Source organism: Gemmatimonadota bacterium, from assembly GCA_016712265.1.
Classification (GTDB): Bacteria; Gemmatimonadota; Gemmatimonadetes; order Gemmatimonadales; family Gemmatimonadaceae; genus RBC101.
Genome location: JADJRJ010000027.1, coordinates 71,623 through 86,865, shown reverse-complemented (window position 1 = coordinate 86,865; position 15,243 = coordinate 71,623). Strand labels below are relative to the sequence as shown.

Sequence of the window (15,243 nt, the reverse complement as noted above, 5' to 3'; positions counted from 1 at the left end):
GACTGGGAGAGTGGTGAGTGCCTCCCCGGCGAGATCGCTTTTGTCTGCGATCATGCTGTCGGGACCGGCCGCGGGGCCACGCGCATGAAGGCTGGTGAGTACTGGGAGGCTGGCCCGCGCGTGCTCCCCGCGGCCTGCTTGATGGCAACCGTGCTCGGGGTGCTGGTCGTCCCCACCGGCTCGCCCGAGTTACCTCGCGTCCCACTGCTAGGGGAATTGCCGCGCTCGGGTCCCGCTGTGTCCAACTTGTGCGCGGCGCCCCGTGCGGCCGGTCCGGCCTGGCGTCGGTCGAAGGTGCCCGGGGCCGCTTGGGTGCCGGTGGTGGCCTCGCTGTGCGTCGCCGCCCCCGGGGCAGCATAACAAACGGTTGCGCCCGTCGGGCCGGAGGGCTGGCCGTCGCACCCCGCGACTAGTAGATCACAGGGAAGGTCGTCGCGGGGTGCGACGGCTCTATTTGATGGCCCGCGGGCGAACCGTGGGCGTTAGGCCGCCAACGATATGGATGCACCTTTGATTACCGACAAGTCACCACTGCTGCTGCTTCCCGACAATGTAGACCCCGCGCAGAAGCGGTGTCTGGAGGGTATGCGTGTTGCCATGCAGTTCGTGGATGTCTCATACCACCGGTTGCGTTCGTTGCTGATCTCGTACGCGCGCTCAGCGGCTGCGAACAGCCCCAGTGAGCATGCTACCTTGATGCTGGACGCCTGGACAGTGATCGATGCTACTGAGCGACTGCGCGGTCTGGTGCAGCGATTGAAGCACTACTCATCGCGAGCGCCCTCGAAGGAGATCTTTCTACGGAGCACGGCCAGCGTCACCGGACTTCGCAACGCGGTCCAGCACCTTGACGGAGAGGTCAGTCGAACCTTGGAAGAGCAGGTCCCACTGCATGGAGCGCTGACGTGGGCGGTGGCCACAGACCCCGGGCGCACCGAGTTCGTCATGGGTGCCTTGCGCCTCGGCGCGCTTGCAGGAACGGATGGCCTCAGGCCGCTGGTGCGAATCCCTGAGCCGGTCACGGACGACGTACCGACCGTGGTGCTGCACGCCGCGGGCTGCGAGGTAGACCTGACGGTGACCCATGGAGCAGTCGGCCGACTGGCGGGCGTCTGGGAAAGAACACTACGAAAGCAGTTCCCGAATGCAACAAGCACGCTCAATGACTTGATGATCCAAAGGCACGTGCATCTTGGCGAATCTGAAAGCGGTGCGGCCTAACAGCGCACAGCTCGTGCCGGGGCTGTTGGGGCTGGCCGCCACACCCGGCGGCCAGTAGTGTAAGAGCAAGAGCAGCCGCCGGGTGTGGCGGCTCTTATTACCCGCCCCGCACGAGAGTGCGGGTCGTTATGCTGACTGGGAGAGTGGTGAGTGCCTCCCCGGCGAGATCGCTTTTGTCTGCGATCATGCTGTCGGGACCGGCCGCGGGGCCACGCGCATGAAGGCTGGTGAGTACTGGGAGGCTGGCCCGCGCGTGCTCCCCGCGGCCTGCTTTATGGCAACCGTGCTCGGGGTGCTGGTCGTCCCCACCGGCTCGCCCGAGTTACCTCGCGTCCCACTGCTAGGGGAATTACCGCGCTCGGGTCCCGCTGTGTCCAACTCGCGCGCAGCGCCCCGTGCGGCCGGTCCGGCCTGGCGTCGGTCGAAGGTGCCCGGGGCCGCTTGGGTGCCGGTGGTGGCCTCGCGGTGCGTCGCCGCCCCCGGGGCAGCATAACAAACGGTTGCGCCCGTCGGGCCGGAGGGCTGGCCGTCGCACCCCGCGACTAGTAGATCACAGTGGAGGTCGTCGCGGGGTGCGACGGCTCTATTTGATGCCCCGCGGGCGAACCGTGGGCGTTAGGCTGCACGGGAGGACTCATGCGCTCGGTGTTGATTGGCACGGCGATGTTCATCTCCTTGGCCACCTCTGCGGCTCAGGACCCGTGTGCCGGATGTCGCATCACGCTGGCCCCGTTGGTGACGGTGGGCGATAGCGCGGGTGATGGGGTGCTCTTCGGCCATCCGAGCAGCGTCACGGTCGATCGGCGGGGGCGCGTCGTGGTCGCCGACATCTGGGGCTCCACACCTCAAGTGCTGATGTTCGCTGCGGGCCGCTTCCTCCGTCGGGTTGGGCGGCCGGGCGAGGGGCCCGGTGAGTTCCGCATGCCGCGGGTCCTGCTGAGCGCCGGCGACAGTTTCGCCATCCTGGATCCTGGACTGCGTCGCGCCACCTGGTTCGGCGCGGACGGTCAGTCGCTGCGGAGCCGCCCATTCCCGCCGAGCCGGAACGCGCTCTTGCTGGCCAACGGCGCCATCGTGATCGAGCCTGCAGTGCGTGATCCCCTGTCCCGAGATCCGGCCCTTCTACGCGTGCTTGGCAGCGGGGCGACGGAGGCCGTCCTGGAGCCCGGAGCGCGAGCGGGCTGTCGCTCGATGAGCGCTTGCGTTGCGCGCGACGGCCGCGCCCTCGCGGTGGGCGCCGTCGGGAACTGGTGGAGCGTCCGCACCCACCACGAGTATCGCGTCGAGGAGCGGAATGGCACGGGAGCGATCGTGCGAACGCTGCGGCCCTCCAGTGCGTGGTTTGCGCCATACGACACGCTCGAGCAGCAGCAGCGCGGGCGTGCACCACAGTCGCAGATCGTTGGGGTCTGGAACGATCCGAATGGCTACCGGTGGATCGTAGGTCGCACCGCGGGCGCTGAGTGGGGGCGAGCGGAGTGGGAGCCTGGCCGGCGGGGGGAAGGGCGCGTGCGACCGATCCCGGTGGGTGCGTCGCAGCTCTACGACGGCATTCTAGAGGTGCTGGATGTCCGGACGGGAACCGTCGTGGCCCAGGCGCGGGAGCCGGAGCCGTTCGACGGGTTGGCGGGGCGGGGCTTCCGTACACCGTGCGACTGGGCGCGGACGGGGTGGTCCGCGTGGTCATCCAACGCGCGGAGCTCCGTCGGTCACGGTGAGCAGACGCATGCAGCCTAACAGCGCGGAGCACTTGGCGGGCTCGGGGGGATGGCCGACCCGCCCGGGCCGTGGTACAATGCTCAGGGTGCGGCCCGGGCGGGTCGGCTTGTTTAGAGAGCCCGCAAGTGACCGCAAACGTTAGGCTGTCAGTGATAACCAGGGAGCATCCGGAGGAATGGCCGTGAAACTGAGTAGAGCGCTTGCAGTTACCGCGTGCCTCTGCGGTGCACCGCAGGGGTGCGGACAGGCGTTCGATCAGACGTGCACGCTGATTGGCTGCAGCAGTGGCCTCCAGATCAACCTCGTGCCGCCGCCATCCTCCTATCGACTGGAGGCTCGCTCGATACCTGCCGGAAGTCCGACCCCTCTCGTCGTGGAATGCTCCGGACCTGGCGGCTGTGGGACGGCGTTCCTCGATGACTACTTCCCGACGCGCGTGCAGCTCCGCCTCCTCGTGGCGGGCCGCGTGCGTGACACGACGGTCACGCCGACGTACATCGTCTCCCGCCCAAACGGCGAGCATTGCGAGCCGACCTGTCGGCAGGCTGTGGTTACGCTTCCGGTCCCTTAGCGCCGGCGTGCCTACGACGCGTTGACGCCCGGCGAGGCCCTCTGCGTCCGGCCGGCCTTCTCCGCGTTGTCGGCAGGGCGGCGGACCACGACCTGTTCCCGGCTCACTTGGCGCTTGAGCTGATCGGGTGTGATCGTCTGGGGCCCTGTCGGCGCCGCTGGGCCGGAGACCCCTCGGCCTCGCTGGCCGATGAGGCATGGTGGACCGGGCCGCACCCGCAGGCAGGCGAGGCCTGGATGCAGCCTAACAGTCCTAAGGAGATTGTTGTCAAGCGGGTGTAGCTCAGCCTGGGGGCCCCGCGAGAGGGCTCCTGAATAGACGGCGGTCCTACGACCTGGTGGCAGTCGCGCGCAACATCGGTTCGATCGTCCACGGTCCCCGTGGCGGTCACACAGTCCTGCGAGCCGGGTGGCTCAGATGTTCACGGTCGACGGCCCGTCGGGCTCCCCAATCAAATGGACGCGCTTCGGAGAGCAGCAGTTAGGCGGGCGGGTTTGCCCGACGAGGCCACGCGGGTTTCTTGGTCTGGGTCAGCGTGATATCGGCAAAGCGACCATTGTAGGGCACTCCTTTGGTGAGGACAGCATAGACGATCTGGGCGAGCTCCTTCGCGACCAGCGCGCGTGCGATGTGCTTCCCCTTCCGCCGTTGCCAGCGCTGCGCCACCGCCTGGATCTCCGGGAAGTATTGGACGGCGCGGATGGCCGCGTGATGAAACGCGAGTTTGAGATAGCGGTTGCCGTCGCGGGACCGCTTGTGGCGCGTCTTGCCCCCGGAGTCGTTGGAGCCGGGCACGAGGCGGCAGTAGGAATGGAAGTGCCGCACGGTGGGGAAGCGGTGGATGTCATCGATCTCGAGCAGCAGGGTGTAGGCGACCCGCGCGCCGATGCCGGGAATCCACACGAGCCGTTGCACCTCGGGGCGATCGAGGATCTGTCCGCGGAGTTCGGCCTCGAGGCGTTTGATGTGCGTGACGAGCAGGACGCGCTGGGCCTGGAAGAGATCGGCCTGCAGCTGCGGCAGCGGCGGGAGCGCGTCTGGCGTCGGCACGTTGTACTTGTCGAGGAGGGCGGTCACACTGCGGCGCGCCTGCACGGCGCGATGCACCAGGAGCAGGCGGGCGCGCAGCAGGTCGCGCAGTTCGCGCTGCGCGTCACTGATCATGTGCGCCTCGGGAATGAGCGCGGCCCGCAGCAGCTGAGCGAGTGTGGCGGCATCGACGGCATCCGTCTTGACCTTGGCGTAACTGATGGCTTTCAGATACTTGGCGTGGCCGAGGCGGAGATCAACCCCTTGGGCGACGAGGAGATCCCGGATCCAGTACCACATCCCGGTACACTCGACCACCGCCTGATGGGGGCCGGGCAGGGCGTCGAAGTAGGCCGTGATGGCGGAGCGTTCGGTGGGGAGGGTGGAGCGACGGACGAGGGCACCGGCGGCGTCGACGGTGTGGATGGCGATGGTGCGCTTGTGCAGGTCGAGGCCCGAGTACAGCATGTGTGCGACTCCCGAGGAGGGTAGCGAGAGTATTCGATAGTTTGGGCTCCTTGGGAATATCAAATGGCTGCACAAGGCCGGCGCGGGGGCTGGCCGTCCCGCCCGCCGCCTGATACGATAGGGCAAGGGCTTGCGGCGGGCGGGACGGCTTTATCATAGCGCCCGCTTGTGAGCCATGGGCGTTAGCGCGACAACATGAGTGGATGCGCGTTAAGCTGGGCAGGTGCCTGCGTAAGGCTCGTTGCCCGGACCCTGGGCTTGCGACACCGCCAGGGCAGAGACGCGTCCTCACGACGGGACGTGCGCTTGCCTCGGCAGATGGCTCTGTGCGGAGCCCGTTCCGGCGGCGGGGGGGCTGGCTGTCGAGCCCGCCAGTGGGGCGCTACCTTTGACGCATGCCGACGGTCTTGCGGGTCGCAGGGTACCGATTCTTCTTCTTCCGTCGGGAGGGGCAGGAACCCGCCCACATTCACGTGGAGCAGGCCGAACGCTTCGCCAAGTTCTGGCTCACTCCCGTGGCGTTGGCCCATACGCACGGGTTCCGGAGCAGCGAGCTGACGGAACTGACCCGTTTGGTCATGACCCACCGCGCACTCTTCGAGGAGAAGTGGAATGAGCACCTCCGCCATCAAGGTTGAGCCTCTGGTTGTCGAGGTCTCCTGCTCGGCCGACGCCTTGCGCGCCGTACTCGCCGACGGGCGGGAGATCTCCGTCCCACTCGCATGGTTCCCCCGCTTGCGCGACGCGTCACCCGAGCAACGCCGGAACTGGCGCCTCATTGGAGGCGGCGTGGGGGTCCACTGGCCTGACGTCGACGAGGATATCTCGACGGCGAGTCTGCTTGCCACGTAAGGGCCTCCGTTCGTGTCCGACGCGCGCTAACAAACTGTTGCAACCGCCAGGCGCCTTGGTGACAGCTCGCTGCGCTCGCTCTATGGGAGCGCCTGCAGTTGAACAGTGACGTTAGGCGCCTTTTCGGAGAGTGTACAGCAAGTGAGCGCCATCTATCTCTTCTTCGACGAATCGGGCGACTTCAACTTCTCGCCGCGCGGCTCTCCTTACTACTACTTCGGTGCCCTGACGACTCGCGACCCTTTGCCGATCTCGCATGCGCTCACCGAAGTCCGGTACCAGCTGATCCCTACCGGCTTGGAGCTCGAGCGATTCCATGCAACTGAGGACAAGCAGCACGTGCGCGATCGAGTCTTCGCCGCGCTAGGTGCGTGTGGCGGCTTCGAGTTCGACTGCGTCGTGGTCGAGAAGCGAAAGGCGCATCCGTCCCTCTACGACGCGGCTCGCTTCTATCCAAAGTTCGCCGCGTACTTGCTCCGCTACGTTTTCAGGCGCTACTCCGATCCTGGGGAGCCGGTGATTCTCATCACCGATCGCATTCCAGTGAAGAAGCGCGAGCAGGCCGTCGAGAAGGCGTTTAAGACCTTTATGCGGACGGAGCTTGGCGACCGGTCCTTCTCGGTCCTCCACCATGCGTCCGCTGCCCATCCCTGTCTGCAGGCCGCAGACTACTGTACCTGGGCGGTGCATAAGAAGTGGAAGGACAACGAGTTACGCCCCTTCAATGCTGTCAGTCAGTTTGTGCGAAGCGAATTCAACATCTTCGCCTCCGGCACTGAAACTCACTACTGAGGTGGCATAAAAAGCGACCTCCCCAGCTATCCTTTCGGAAGAACCCCGTGGGTTCTTTTTGCTGGGGAGGAACCTTTGCTCTGCGAGTCATCATAGGACGCTCGATCTGCATGTACGGTAACACTGGGGTATACCCACGTCAACCCATGTCTACCCCACTGTCAGACGCGACGGCGAACCCGGCGGCGCCTAACAATGCGGTGCACTTGGCGGACGCGCGCGGGGTGGCCGACCCGCCCCGCGCTCCGTAGACTAGGAAAGGCCCGCGCGGGGCGGCTCGGCTTTGTTTAGAGCGCCCGCAAGTGACCGCAGACGTTAGACCGCGCGAGAATGTCGACACAAACCGAGACCTCATACGCTCACTTCAGCGACTGGAGGCGCCGTGTGCGCGCTGACGGTGGCAGCTCGCGATACTGCGACCGTGGCCATGGTAGCGCTCGGACCGCACGCTCCTGCCCGTGTAGATCTACCTTCATCGGGGGGCCTCGCAGAAGCCATATCGGAGCGGTCCGATCGACTGGCGAGGGTGCGAGGGGGTGGAAGACGTTGGAGGGGTGATCAAGTCATGAGGTACTGCGATTGGGTCGGACATTCATTTCCTAGTGCGCTCCAGCAACGAATGGCTCCGGCGTGGGCGCGCCCGGTTGAGCTGGTACTCGAACCCGAAGTTCTAGACACCCTCTCGGTGTCCGCTGAGGCCTCTGAACGGCGTCGGTGGTACAGATGAGCCGGAGTGGCGCACGCGCCGAAGGGGGCGGCTCCGAGCCGGGGCGGCGCCAGCCAGCCTGGCGATCACCATTGGAGTGGGAGTGGATTCCGCATCTGCTGGTGGCGTACGGTGTCGTGTGTGTTGCCTCGGCTGTGTTGGGGCTGGCCTTTCTCTTTGCCGGAGGCGACCCGGGAGGCAACCCGACCCCTTGGCAGCTGAACTTGGGCGCACCGAGGGATCATTGACATTCAAGGCGCTTGGCGCGCTCCTGCTCCTCTGTGCGCTGGGCGCCATCTACGCGACGGTGCGTGTAATCCTCAACGAATTGCGCTGGCGTCGGACCGGAGATCCTCGCGGGCGCTAGACGGGCGCCGAGCGGATGCGCGGTCTAACAGCGTGTAGCTCGCGGCGGGGCCGTTGGGCTGGCCGCCGCACCCGGCGGCAAGTAGTGTACAGGCAAGTGCCGCCGCCGGGTGCGGCGGCTTGATGAGATGGCCCGCGCGAGAACACGGGTCGTTATACCGACTGGGAGAGTCGTGGGTGCATCGCCGGCTTCTTCTCTCTGGTTTCTACTGACTTCATGCTGTCGGTGCGCGGGCGCGTTATCCGCAACGGCCACACAGCACGCCGGGAGCAACTGTCACCAGCGGATAACGCGCCCGCGTGGTTGGACACCGTGTCCTTCCAGGGGCGGCAGAACCGCGCCCGGGTCCCGTTGGTGCGTCCTGGCCAGCGGCGCCCGTGGCCGTCGCCGGCGGACAGCGGGGGTCGTCAGTGCACGGGGGCGATTGGATGGCGGTCGGTGGCTCGCTGCGCGTCGCCGCCCCCGCGACGGTATAACTCGCGGTTGCGCCTGCCGGGCCGGGGGCTGGCCGTCGCACCCCGCGACTGATAGATCACAGGCAAGGGCGTCGCGGGGTGCGACGGCTCTATTTGATGGCCCGCAAGCGAACCGTGGGTCGTTAGGCTGCCACCAGTGAAGCGAATCGCCGACAGACGCGCACAGTGGTTCCAAGACTTACCTTGGTACCGAGCTCTAGAGGAGCCCGGCCATGGTGAAGCGTCAGCGTGGTATCTGGCGAAGATGGCGGAGCATCGGGCGCAACATGACCTTCTAAACACTGCTCTCGCGTACGCGGAAGCGCACGACCTGCAACGCCCCTTTCTGTCGCGCTTCGGCGGCATCGCTCTTCGAGACCTAAGCCCCGCGAAAGCAAGGGCTGAGCTGCGCTCAGTCACCGCCCCGATCTGGAACGTTGCGGATGAGCTACTCGTCGCCAGTTTTCTGGAGAGGGTGCTGCACTGGGAATTCGATCACCACGAACCGAGGGGCCACCGCGACTACAAAGGCGACTGGCAGTTCCGTACACCAGACGGTCAAGTGGTCTTCGTGGAGGTCAAGAGCGTATCAGAGCCCGAGTATCCGACAACGGGTGTGTTCTCGCGGCCTCACTTCATACCGCGACTTCACCAGCTGTTGAAAGGAGCCTACCGGCAGCTTCCAGATGACGAGCGCGCGAACTGCGTTGTGATTGTGGCTCACGGCGGGATCATTCTTGAGATACCGTACGGCATCCGCTTCGGCGACCTATTCCAGGCATTCTTCGGCGAAACGGTCTTCAGAGCCCCGTTCGACGGGACGTCCGTCGGTGAGCTCTCCCTCACATCGACACATCGCGAGATGTTTGTACAGCCCAACAAGAATCGTCGTCTGGGCGCGGTGATGGGCTTCGATTTGGGCGGGGGGATCAGCGACCCTGCGCCGGTGTGCTACGCAATTCACAATCCCCTAGGCCACGAGCGGAATGTATTGACCCTTTCCGCCACGGAGGGCCTGCAGCGTTTCCACGTGCAGGCTGACGAGCCTCGGCTAGAGAGGGGGCTCTCCCCGATTGAGATATGGCGGAAGTGGGCGGCTAGGGTCTAGTGCGCGGTCGGCAGCCTAACAAACGCCAGCTGTTGTCGGGCGCCCCTTGTGTGCCCCCGCCCCGCGCGGCAGGTTGTGGTGGGAGAGCCGCGCGGGGCGGGGGCTTTATGGGAGCGCCCGCAGCAGAGGCGCGGTCGTTAGGCGCCCGAGGAAGAGGAGCGACACACGATGAGCCTCGATGAGCTGTATGCCTTCATCCGCCGCCATCGGTACGCCGTGGTGGCGACCGTGAGCCCTGACCAGCGACCCCATGGGGCGACGGTGGGCATCGCCCTGACCGACGCGGGCGACGTGATATTTGACACCCTGGCCACGACGCAGAAGGTGGCGACCTTGCGGGCGAACGCGGCGATCGCCCTGACCATCGGGAGCCTCGAACCGAATGCCCTGATCACTGTCCAATACGAGGGTGAGGCGATCTTCCCGACCGGCGCTGCGCTCGCTGAGACGCGGGCGGCCTACCTGCGCGCCTTCCCGGATGGCGAGGCGCGGCTCTCCTGGCCCGGCATTCTGCACACTCGCGTGCGGCCGCGCCGAGTCAGGTACAGTTCGTTCGCGACGGACCCCGCGACGATGCACGAGTTTCGGTGGGACATCGAGGGTCGCCCCGTACCGGGAAGCCACCTCTCATGAGCCCTCGGCTCCGCGTCGGGCTGCGTCTGAGCGGTGCCCTTTGGGTGCTGGGCATCTCCCTGGCTGGCGCGACGCTCGCGCTCTCGCCCATCGCGTTCATCCTGCCGGTGGCTCTCCTGAGCCTCGTGCTGTGGCGGCCGGTGGTAGCCTCGCGCTGGCACCGTGCGCGTGCCGTCGCGGCGTACGTCGCCCTATGGCTCTTCGCTGCCGTGGCCAGTGCGACCATCGGGGTCTTCTATCTCCCGGGCCTCCTCACCCTCGGGGTCGCGCAACCCTGGAGCGACTCCGGCAATGGGGCGCCTAACAATACATTGCACCCGGCGGGCGCGCCCGACGTACCGGTGCCCAGCCCCGCGCCCAAGCGGTAGGGCCGCTGGCGCCCCCGAGGGCGGGAGTGCAGCTTCCGGTGGAAGGTCTGGGGCGCCAACGGCCCCTGTATTCTTTGGGCGCGCTCCGGTTGGTGGCGCGCCCGCGGGTGAATGTGAACGTTAGGCCGCCTTAGGAGAGTCCGCTGCATGGAGATGACCGCTATCCCGTTCGGCACTACCGACTGGTCGCTCGTTGAGCCCACCGAGCACCAGGGCGAGTCAGGTCGAGCCTACTGGCGCTCGCAGGTCTTTGGCGCGATTCGCGTACGCATGGTCGAGTACACTCCCGGCTACCTCGCGGATCATTGGTGCGTTAAGGGACATATTCTGCTGTGTCTGGAGGGCGAGCTGCATACGGACCTCGCTGACGGCCGCCGGTTTACGCTGCGCCCCGGCATGAGCTATCAGGTGGCCGACGCCGCCGAACCGCACCGGTCTCATACGCAGATCGGCGCGAAACTCTTTATCGTCGACTGATCGAAGTCCGTCCGCCCAACGGCACAACGTGACCTCATTCCGGCGGTTCTACAGTCATGGCGGGGCGCGGTCCGAACCGATCACGTCGACGGACCAGAGGCCGTACGGGCGGGTGACGGCGCCGGAACGCTTTGCCGCGCTGCACACGCTTGGTGAGGCCACGCTGCAGCGCCTCGCCGATACGTATGCCGTGGATCGCGCCGAGGGATCCGCGATCGACCCTGAGCTGGCGGGTGTGCCGGGGATCGGACGCCTCGTCCGTCTGACGCCTGCGGATAGCATGGGGGCGCCGCTCACGGTTGGGTTCCTCGCCTTCCCGGGGCTGGTGGTGCGCTCGGGGCGCTGGCATCAGGCGGTCTTCCCTGGGTGTGGCTGCGACGCGTGCGACGAGGATCCAGCGGAGGTCGGCGCCGCGTTCACGGACCTGGTGGCGGCGGTCGTTGCGGGCAGCTTTCAAGAGGCGATTGAGCTCCCGTGGATAGGCTCGGCGTGGCTGACGCATGCTTACGGCCATGCGGATGATGCGCGCGGGCGACGGGCCGGTCGCCGCGTCGTTTCGCGAACCACGGCCAGAGCCTACCTACGTGCGAAGGGCGCCGCGGCTCCATGGGGTGCATGGGTTGCGCGCGGCACTCGGCCACCCTGAGCGCGCGCCGCGCGGCCTAACAGTCGCCAGCTGTTGCCGGTCGCCCCTTGTGTGCCCCCGCCCCGCGCGGCAGGTTACGGCGGGAGGGCCGCGCGGGGCGGGGGCTTTATTGGAGCGTCCGCAACAGAGGCGCGGTCGTTAGGTGGCACGTCCGAAGACCCGACCAGTTCGCGATTGTCAAAGAGCTCTCGTGTGCATACCGGATGTGGCGCGCTGCGCCGACTCAAGGTCCCGGAAACTCGTCGCGAGGTCGCTGGATGCACAGCAGATCGTTGCGAGTGTGATCAACCCGTCCCTGGGCCCAGCTCGGCTCGAGACCCGAGCCATCGCGGAGGACCCCATTGGACGCAACGGTCCCCTATGCGCCGTGGTGGAGCGGGCGCTCGACAAGGGCCGCACTGGAGGACGAGTCCCTTTTTCCGCCAGGAAGCGATCAGGCTGGGAAGATGAGCCAGTCCTGATTCGCCGCCATCGGACGTTGCCCGCGCGCCCGCTCCGGGGCAGTTTTCAGGATGCCTACCGTCCTCCGGCTTGGCCCCTACCGCTTCTACTTCTACTCTCAGGACGGAGGAGAGCCCGCGCATATTCACGTGGAGCGCGACGACAATCGCGCAAAGTTCTGGCTCGATCCCGTTCGACTGCAAACAAGCGGGGGCTTGCGGCGCGCCGAGCTGGCGCGCGTTGAGACCCTTGTTCGTGAGCACCGCGACACCCTTCTCGGAGCATGGAATGACTTCTTCGGCGCATGAACTCCTGCGACCTCCGCTGGCGACGGCGGTGAGCGTCACAGCGGAGAGCCTCGTGGTGGAGCTGCTGGACGGCCGAACCTTGACGGTTCCTCTCGGGTGGTTCCCTCGACTGCAGCACGGGACCGACGAGGAACGCGCGACGTGGCGCCTGATCGGCCGCGGCGAAGGCATTCATTGGGAGCCCCTCGACGAGGACATCAGCGTGGACGGTTTGGTCGCGGGTCGAGGATCTGCCGAGAGCCAGGTGTCCCTCAAGCGGTGGTTGGCCGCACGTGGTGCCACCTAACAGCGTGCAGGAGCGGACAGCCGCGTTCTGGTGGCGGCTTCGCCGCTTGGTTGTACAGCGGCTGCCGCTCAGCACGGGACGTTAGCCAGCATTCCAACTCATGTTGTCGTGACGGGTAATCCGCGAGACGCTGTTGGCAAAGTGACGGAGGCAGAGCTCGCGACAACGCGCGCGATACTCTCGGCCGTCGGTATCGACGCTGCAGGTGCACCGCCAACTCTTTACCACTACACGTCTGCGACCGGTCTTGCAGGCATCGTAGCCACCGGCAACGTTTTCGCGACGCATGTAGATCATTTCGATGACCGCAGTGAGTGGCGCTTCGGCCTCGACACGATCCAGAGTGAGCTACGTGCGAAGGCAACGCCGGAGAACCGTAGCCTTATTGACAGGACTGCGACGGCGCTTTCCAACAGACTTGGAGCGGAGCTGTTTGCCGCGTGTTTCTGCGAGGACGGTGACTTGCTGCCACAATGGCGAGGCTACGCTGAGCGAGGCGCCGGTTACGCGATCGGTTTCAACAGCGCAACGCTGAGTCAGGATGGAGAGGTTCTGTTGCTTCCTGTCGCTTATGGCGAGCAGGCGACCCGCGCTCGCGCCGGGGCCGCCATCGATTGGATTGTCGAGCAAGCCTCGAAGGCGTCGGGAAACGCCTCCCATGAGGACCTGGCGTCCAGCCTGACGATTGGCCTGCTCCTCATCGCTGTGGCTGCGAAAGCCGAGATCTTCCATCACGAACGCGAGTGGCGGATCCTGTTCGTCAGCCCTTTCTCGAAGCTCGACGACCTCCTTTTTCGCGAGGCTGCAGGGATGCTTGTGCCGTACGTGGAACTCACCATCCCCAAGAGGAGCGACGGCAGGCTGGACATCAGGGGAGTGCGGTGCGGCCCAACGTTGCGTGACGAGGCCGCCTCGGCGGCAGTGCGAATGCTTTTGGATAAGAACAACTTGCCCGACGTCGAAGTCACCAGGTCGGTGGCTCCGCTGAGAAGATGAGTGCTACCATATGCTGGCTAACAGTGGGTTGCTGCTGACGCCGCGTGGGGCTGGCGGAGTGGGCCGGCGCCTTTCTTTGTATGGGCAGGGCACGGCGCCGGCCCACTCCGCATTGTTTACCGGCGGCGCAGCAGAACCCAGACGTTATGCGGCACTCTGACCGAACCGCACCCGCAACGATCTGTGCCGGGAAGAAGGGGCGGCGCAGCAGAGGTGATGGTGAAGACCACAATCTGGTGTCCCTTGCTAACGTTGAGCGCACCTGCGCCTATGCCAGAGACTAAACGCTATCTGCACGCCGCGAGAGCCTTCACGGACTGTGTACTTGCACGCGTGACCAAGGCCATCGAAGCGTACCAGCTGGCGGGCCTCGATGGCGATGTCGAGGCCTACCTCTGTGACTTCATGACCGCCGTTGAGGAAGAGACAACCCGGGATAGCCTCGTGCTGACAGGTGATCGCCTCAGCCAGATCAGCCCGCGCACCTTTCTTCACGATCAATTCCACGGAATGGTGCTCCAAGCCACGGTGCAGCGCGCCCGCATCTACGCGCCGGGAGCACCCGAGCAGGCGCGTGAGGCTTTCCGCGTGGGCCTCCGACAGGAGCTCGACCGCCTGGCCAAGTGCTACGATGGTCGTGTCTCCGATGACGTGCACGTTCGCCACATCGCGGCGCTTGCCGACACCCTCTCGAACGGGCATAGAGCGGCCCTCCGGGACGGAAGGTTTCGGATTGGTCCCGCCCAGAAGGCACTCAATCTCTTCCTCAAGTACCAGTGGACCGCCGGCTGGATTCCGGAGCCACCTCATTGCCCCTTCGATGCAATCATCATCGGCCAACTGCCTACGCAAGTGCGATGCAACTGGACCGACCTCGATGCGCCAGAGACATACCTGGCCCTAGTCGCTGAAGCGCGCGGGGTGGCCGGATCGTACTCGCTCGCTCGGTGGGAACTTGCTGCGTACGACAAGGCGTCGCCGGCGGCGCGGCGTGCCAACACAGGGTAGAAACTTTGCACCGGTGGGGCGTTGACGCACATTGGCTGAGTCGACGCGTTCCTGCGTCCGCATAACAGTGGGTTGCTGCTGACGCCGCGCGGGCTGGCGGGGTGGGCCGGCGCCCTTCATTGTACGGGAAGGGTCCGGCGCCGGCCCACCCCGCTTTGGTTGAATGCGGCGCAGCAGAACCCGGACGTTAGGCATCGCCTACCAGGCGTCATGTCGTCGCTCGCGCCGCGCGAGCGTTCCTTCAGGTCACAATAGGCCTTTGTCCTCGCGCGGGTCGTGCCCGTGGATTCTGGGAGACCACCGACTCCGCCTTCGCGAATCCCCGACTGCCTTTGGCGCCCCACTTCCGCCATCCTGCGAATGGCTTGAGAGATTCACCCACCCGCGGGGGTAGCCATGCGGTCACTGCGCTACGTTGTCGTCGTTGGCAGTCTCTTTGCCGTCGCTCCCCCCATTGCCATCGGCCAGGAGCCGAGACACGAGGGCCCGCGATCCGAGCGAACGGCGCTCCTCCTTGGCCTCTCCGGCGTTGCCCTCTCGTGGGCTTGGTCGGCGGCGTCGGATCATCCGGAAAAGGGCCAAACATTGGTTGCCGGCGTGATCGTTGGCCCGGCGCTGGGGCATTTGTATGCCGACAACTACCGCCGTGCGATTGGGGAGCACTAGGGAGGACCGGGCTCGCGGCGGCTGGGTTCGCCGTGTATTTCGACCAGTGCCAAATCTTAGGCCATGTAACAAGGATGCCGCCAACGCGACCCCTCGCGCTCGCGGGGGTAGCAGTACTCGCGTGGG

Annotated in this window: 18 protein-coding genes; 17 read left to right on the top strand and 1 reads right to left on the bottom strand. The window is 65.9% G+C overall.

Going from position 1 to position 15,243, the window contains the following annotated elements; all coding sequences use genetic code 11:
- Positions 1-498: 498 nt before the first annotated feature.
- The 3 genes from IPK85_04630 to IPK85_04620 all read left to right on the top strand — a co-directional run bounded on the left by IPK85_04630 (position 499) and on the right by IPK85_04620 (position 3,511).
- Positions 499-1,221, top strand: coding sequence for a hypothetical protein (locus IPK85_04630; GenBank protein MBK8246670.1), 723 nt, complete (start codon positions 499-501; stop codon positions 1,219-1,221).
- 636 nt (positions 1,222-1,857) lie between these two features.
- Entirely contained in the window at positions 1,858-2,958 is a 1,101-nt protein-coding gene (locus IPK85_04625) for a hypothetical protein (protein ID MBK8246669.1), read from the top strand.
- A gap of 355 nt (positions 2,959-3,313) precedes the next feature.
- Entirely contained in the window at positions 3,314-3,511 is a 198-nt protein-coding gene (locus IPK85_04620; protein ID MBK8246668.1) for a hypothetical protein, read from the top strand.
- Positions 3,512-3,991: 480 nt separating this feature from the next.
- Here IPK85_04620 and IPK85_04615 read toward each other — a convergent pair whose 3' ends face one another.
- Positions 3,992-5,008: an IS110 family transposase gene (locus tag IPK85_04615; GenBank protein ID MBK8246667.1), complete on the bottom strand. Its 1,017-nt coding sequence runs from the start codon at positions 5,006-5,008 to the stop codon at positions 3,992-3,994.
- A gap of 395 nt (positions 5,009-5,403) precedes the next feature.
- Between IPK85_04615 and IPK85_04610 the strand changes: the two genes are divergently transcribed.
- The 14 genes from IPK85_04610 to IPK85_04545 all read left to right on the top strand — a co-directional run bounded on the left by IPK85_04610 (position 5,404) and on the right by IPK85_04545 (position 15,117).
- Positions 5,404-5,646: a DUF4160 domain-containing protein gene (locus IPK85_04610; GenBank protein ID MBK8246666.1), complete on the top strand. Its 243-nt coding sequence runs from the start codon at positions 5,404-5,406 to the stop codon at positions 5,644-5,646.
- The gene (locus IPK85_04605) at positions 5,621-5,860 is read left to right on the top strand and encodes a DUF2442 domain-containing protein (GenBank protein ID MBK8246665.1); all 240 of its coding nucleotides are present in this window, start codon (positions 5,621-5,623) and stop codon (positions 5,858-5,860) included. The genes IPK85_04610 and IPK85_04605 overlap by 26 nt, the downstream gene beginning before the upstream one ends.
- 141 nt (positions 5,861-6,001) lie before the next feature.
- The gene (locus IPK85_04600; GenBank protein MBK8246664.1) at positions 6,002-6,652 is read left to right on the top strand and encodes a DUF3800 domain-containing protein; all 651 of its coding nucleotides are present in this window, start codon (positions 6,002-6,004) and stop codon (positions 6,650-6,652) included.
- 917 nt (positions 6,653-7,569) lie between these two features.
- Positions 7,570-7,725, top strand: coding sequence for a hypothetical protein (locus IPK85_04595; GenBank protein ID MBK8246663.1), 156 nt, complete (start codon positions 7,570-7,572; stop codon positions 7,723-7,725).
- Between the two features lie 612 nt (positions 7,726-8,337).
- Complete coding sequence (locus IPK85_04590) at positions 8,338-9,288, top strand: hypothetical protein (GenBank protein MBK8246662.1); 951 nt, start codon at positions 8,338-8,340, stop codon at positions 9,286-9,288.
- 168 nt (positions 9,289-9,456) lie between these two features.
- A complete protein-coding gene (locus IPK85_04585; GenBank protein MBK8246661.1) occupies positions 9,457-9,921 on the top strand; it encodes a pyridoxamine 5'-phosphate oxidase family protein in 465 nt (154 codons plus the stop codon).
- Positions 9,918-10,289, top strand: a complete 372-nt coding sequence (locus IPK85_04580; GenBank protein ID MBK8246660.1) for a hypothetical protein — start codon at positions 9,918-9,920, stop codon at positions 10,287-10,289. The genes IPK85_04585 and IPK85_04580 overlap by 4 nt, the downstream gene beginning before the upstream one ends.
- A gap of 147 nt (positions 10,290-10,436) precedes the next feature.
- Positions 10,437-10,766: a DHCW motif cupin fold protein gene (locus IPK85_04575; GenBank protein MBK8246659.1), complete on the top strand. Its 330-nt coding sequence runs from the start codon at positions 10,437-10,439 to the stop codon at positions 10,764-10,766.
- A 28-nt stretch (positions 10,767-10,794) separates the two neighbouring features.
- Positions 10,795-11,412, top strand: coding sequence for a hypothetical protein (locus IPK85_04570; protein ID MBK8246658.1), 618 nt, complete (start codon positions 10,795-10,797; stop codon positions 11,410-11,412).
- A 512-nt stretch (positions 11,413-11,924) separates the two neighbouring features.
- Complete coding sequence (locus IPK85_04565) at positions 11,925-12,161, top strand: DUF4160 domain-containing protein (protein MBK8246657.1); 237 nt, start codon at positions 11,925-11,927, stop codon at positions 12,159-12,161.
- Complete coding sequence (locus IPK85_04560) at positions 12,142-12,447, top strand: DUF2442 domain-containing protein (protein ID MBK8246656.1); 306 nt, start codon at positions 12,142-12,144, stop codon at positions 12,445-12,447. Before IPK85_04565 ends, IPK85_04560 begins: the two co-directional genes overlap by 20 nt.
- Before the next feature lie 141 nt (positions 12,448-12,588).
- Positions 12,589-13,443 (top strand): DUF2971 domain-containing protein, encoded by an 855-nt coding sequence (locus IPK85_04555; GenBank protein ID MBK8246655.1) that lies wholly within the window; start codon positions 12,589-12,591, stop codon positions 13,441-13,443.
- A 333-nt stretch (positions 13,444-13,776) separates the two neighbouring features.
- A complete protein-coding gene (locus IPK85_04550; protein ID MBK8246654.1) occupies positions 13,777-14,451 on the top strand; it encodes a hypothetical protein in 675 nt (224 codons plus the stop codon).
- A gap of 396 nt (positions 14,452-14,847) precedes the next feature.
- Positions 14,848-15,117: a hypothetical protein gene (locus tag IPK85_04545; GenBank protein ID MBK8246653.1), complete on the top strand. Its 270-nt coding sequence runs from the start codon at positions 14,848-14,850 to the stop codon at positions 15,115-15,117.
- Positions 15,118-15,243: the final 126 nt, after the last annotated feature.

Coding starts and splice junctions, on each gene's coding strand:
- IPK85_04615 (MBK8246667.1), bottom strand. CDS start 5,008: ATGCTGTACTCGGGCCTCGACCTGCACAAGCGCACCATCGCCATCCAC.
- IPK85_04605 (MBK8246665.1), top strand. CDS start 5,621: ATGAGCACCTCCGCCATCAAGGTTGAGCCTCTGGTTGTCGAGGTCTCC.
- IPK85_04580 (MBK8246660.1), top strand. CDS start 9,918: ATGAGCCCTCGGCTCCGCGTCGGGCTGCGTCTGAGCGGTGCCCTTTGG.
- IPK85_04545 (MBK8246653.1), top strand. CDS start 14,848: ATGCGGTCACTGCGCTACGTTGTCGTCGTTGGCAGTCTCTTTGCCGTC.
- IPK85_04625 (MBK8246669.1), top strand. CDS start 1,858: ATGCGCTCGGTGTTGATTGGCACGGCGATGTTCATCTCCTTGGCCACC.
- IPK85_04560 (MBK8246656.1), top strand. CDS start 12,142: ATGACTTCTTCGGCGCATGAACTCCTGCGACCTCCGCTGGCGACGGCG.
- IPK85_04565 (MBK8246657.1), top strand. CDS start 11,925: ATGCCTACCGTCCTCCGGCTTGGCCCCTACCGCTTCTACTTCTACTCT.
- IPK85_04585 (MBK8246661.1), top strand. CDS start 9,457: ATGAGCCTCGATGAGCTGTATGCCTTCATCCGCCGCCATCGGTACGCC.
- IPK85_04610 (MBK8246666.1), top strand. CDS start 5,404: ATGCCGACGGTCTTGCGGGTCGCAGGGTACCGATTCTTCTTCTTCCGT.
- IPK85_04630 (MBK8246670.1), top strand. CDS start 499: ATGGATGCACCTTTGATTACCGACAAGTCACCACTGCTGCTGCTTCCC.
- IPK85_04575 (MBK8246659.1), top strand. CDS start 10,437: ATGGAGATGACCGCTATCCCGTTCGGCACTACCGACTGGTCGCTCGTT.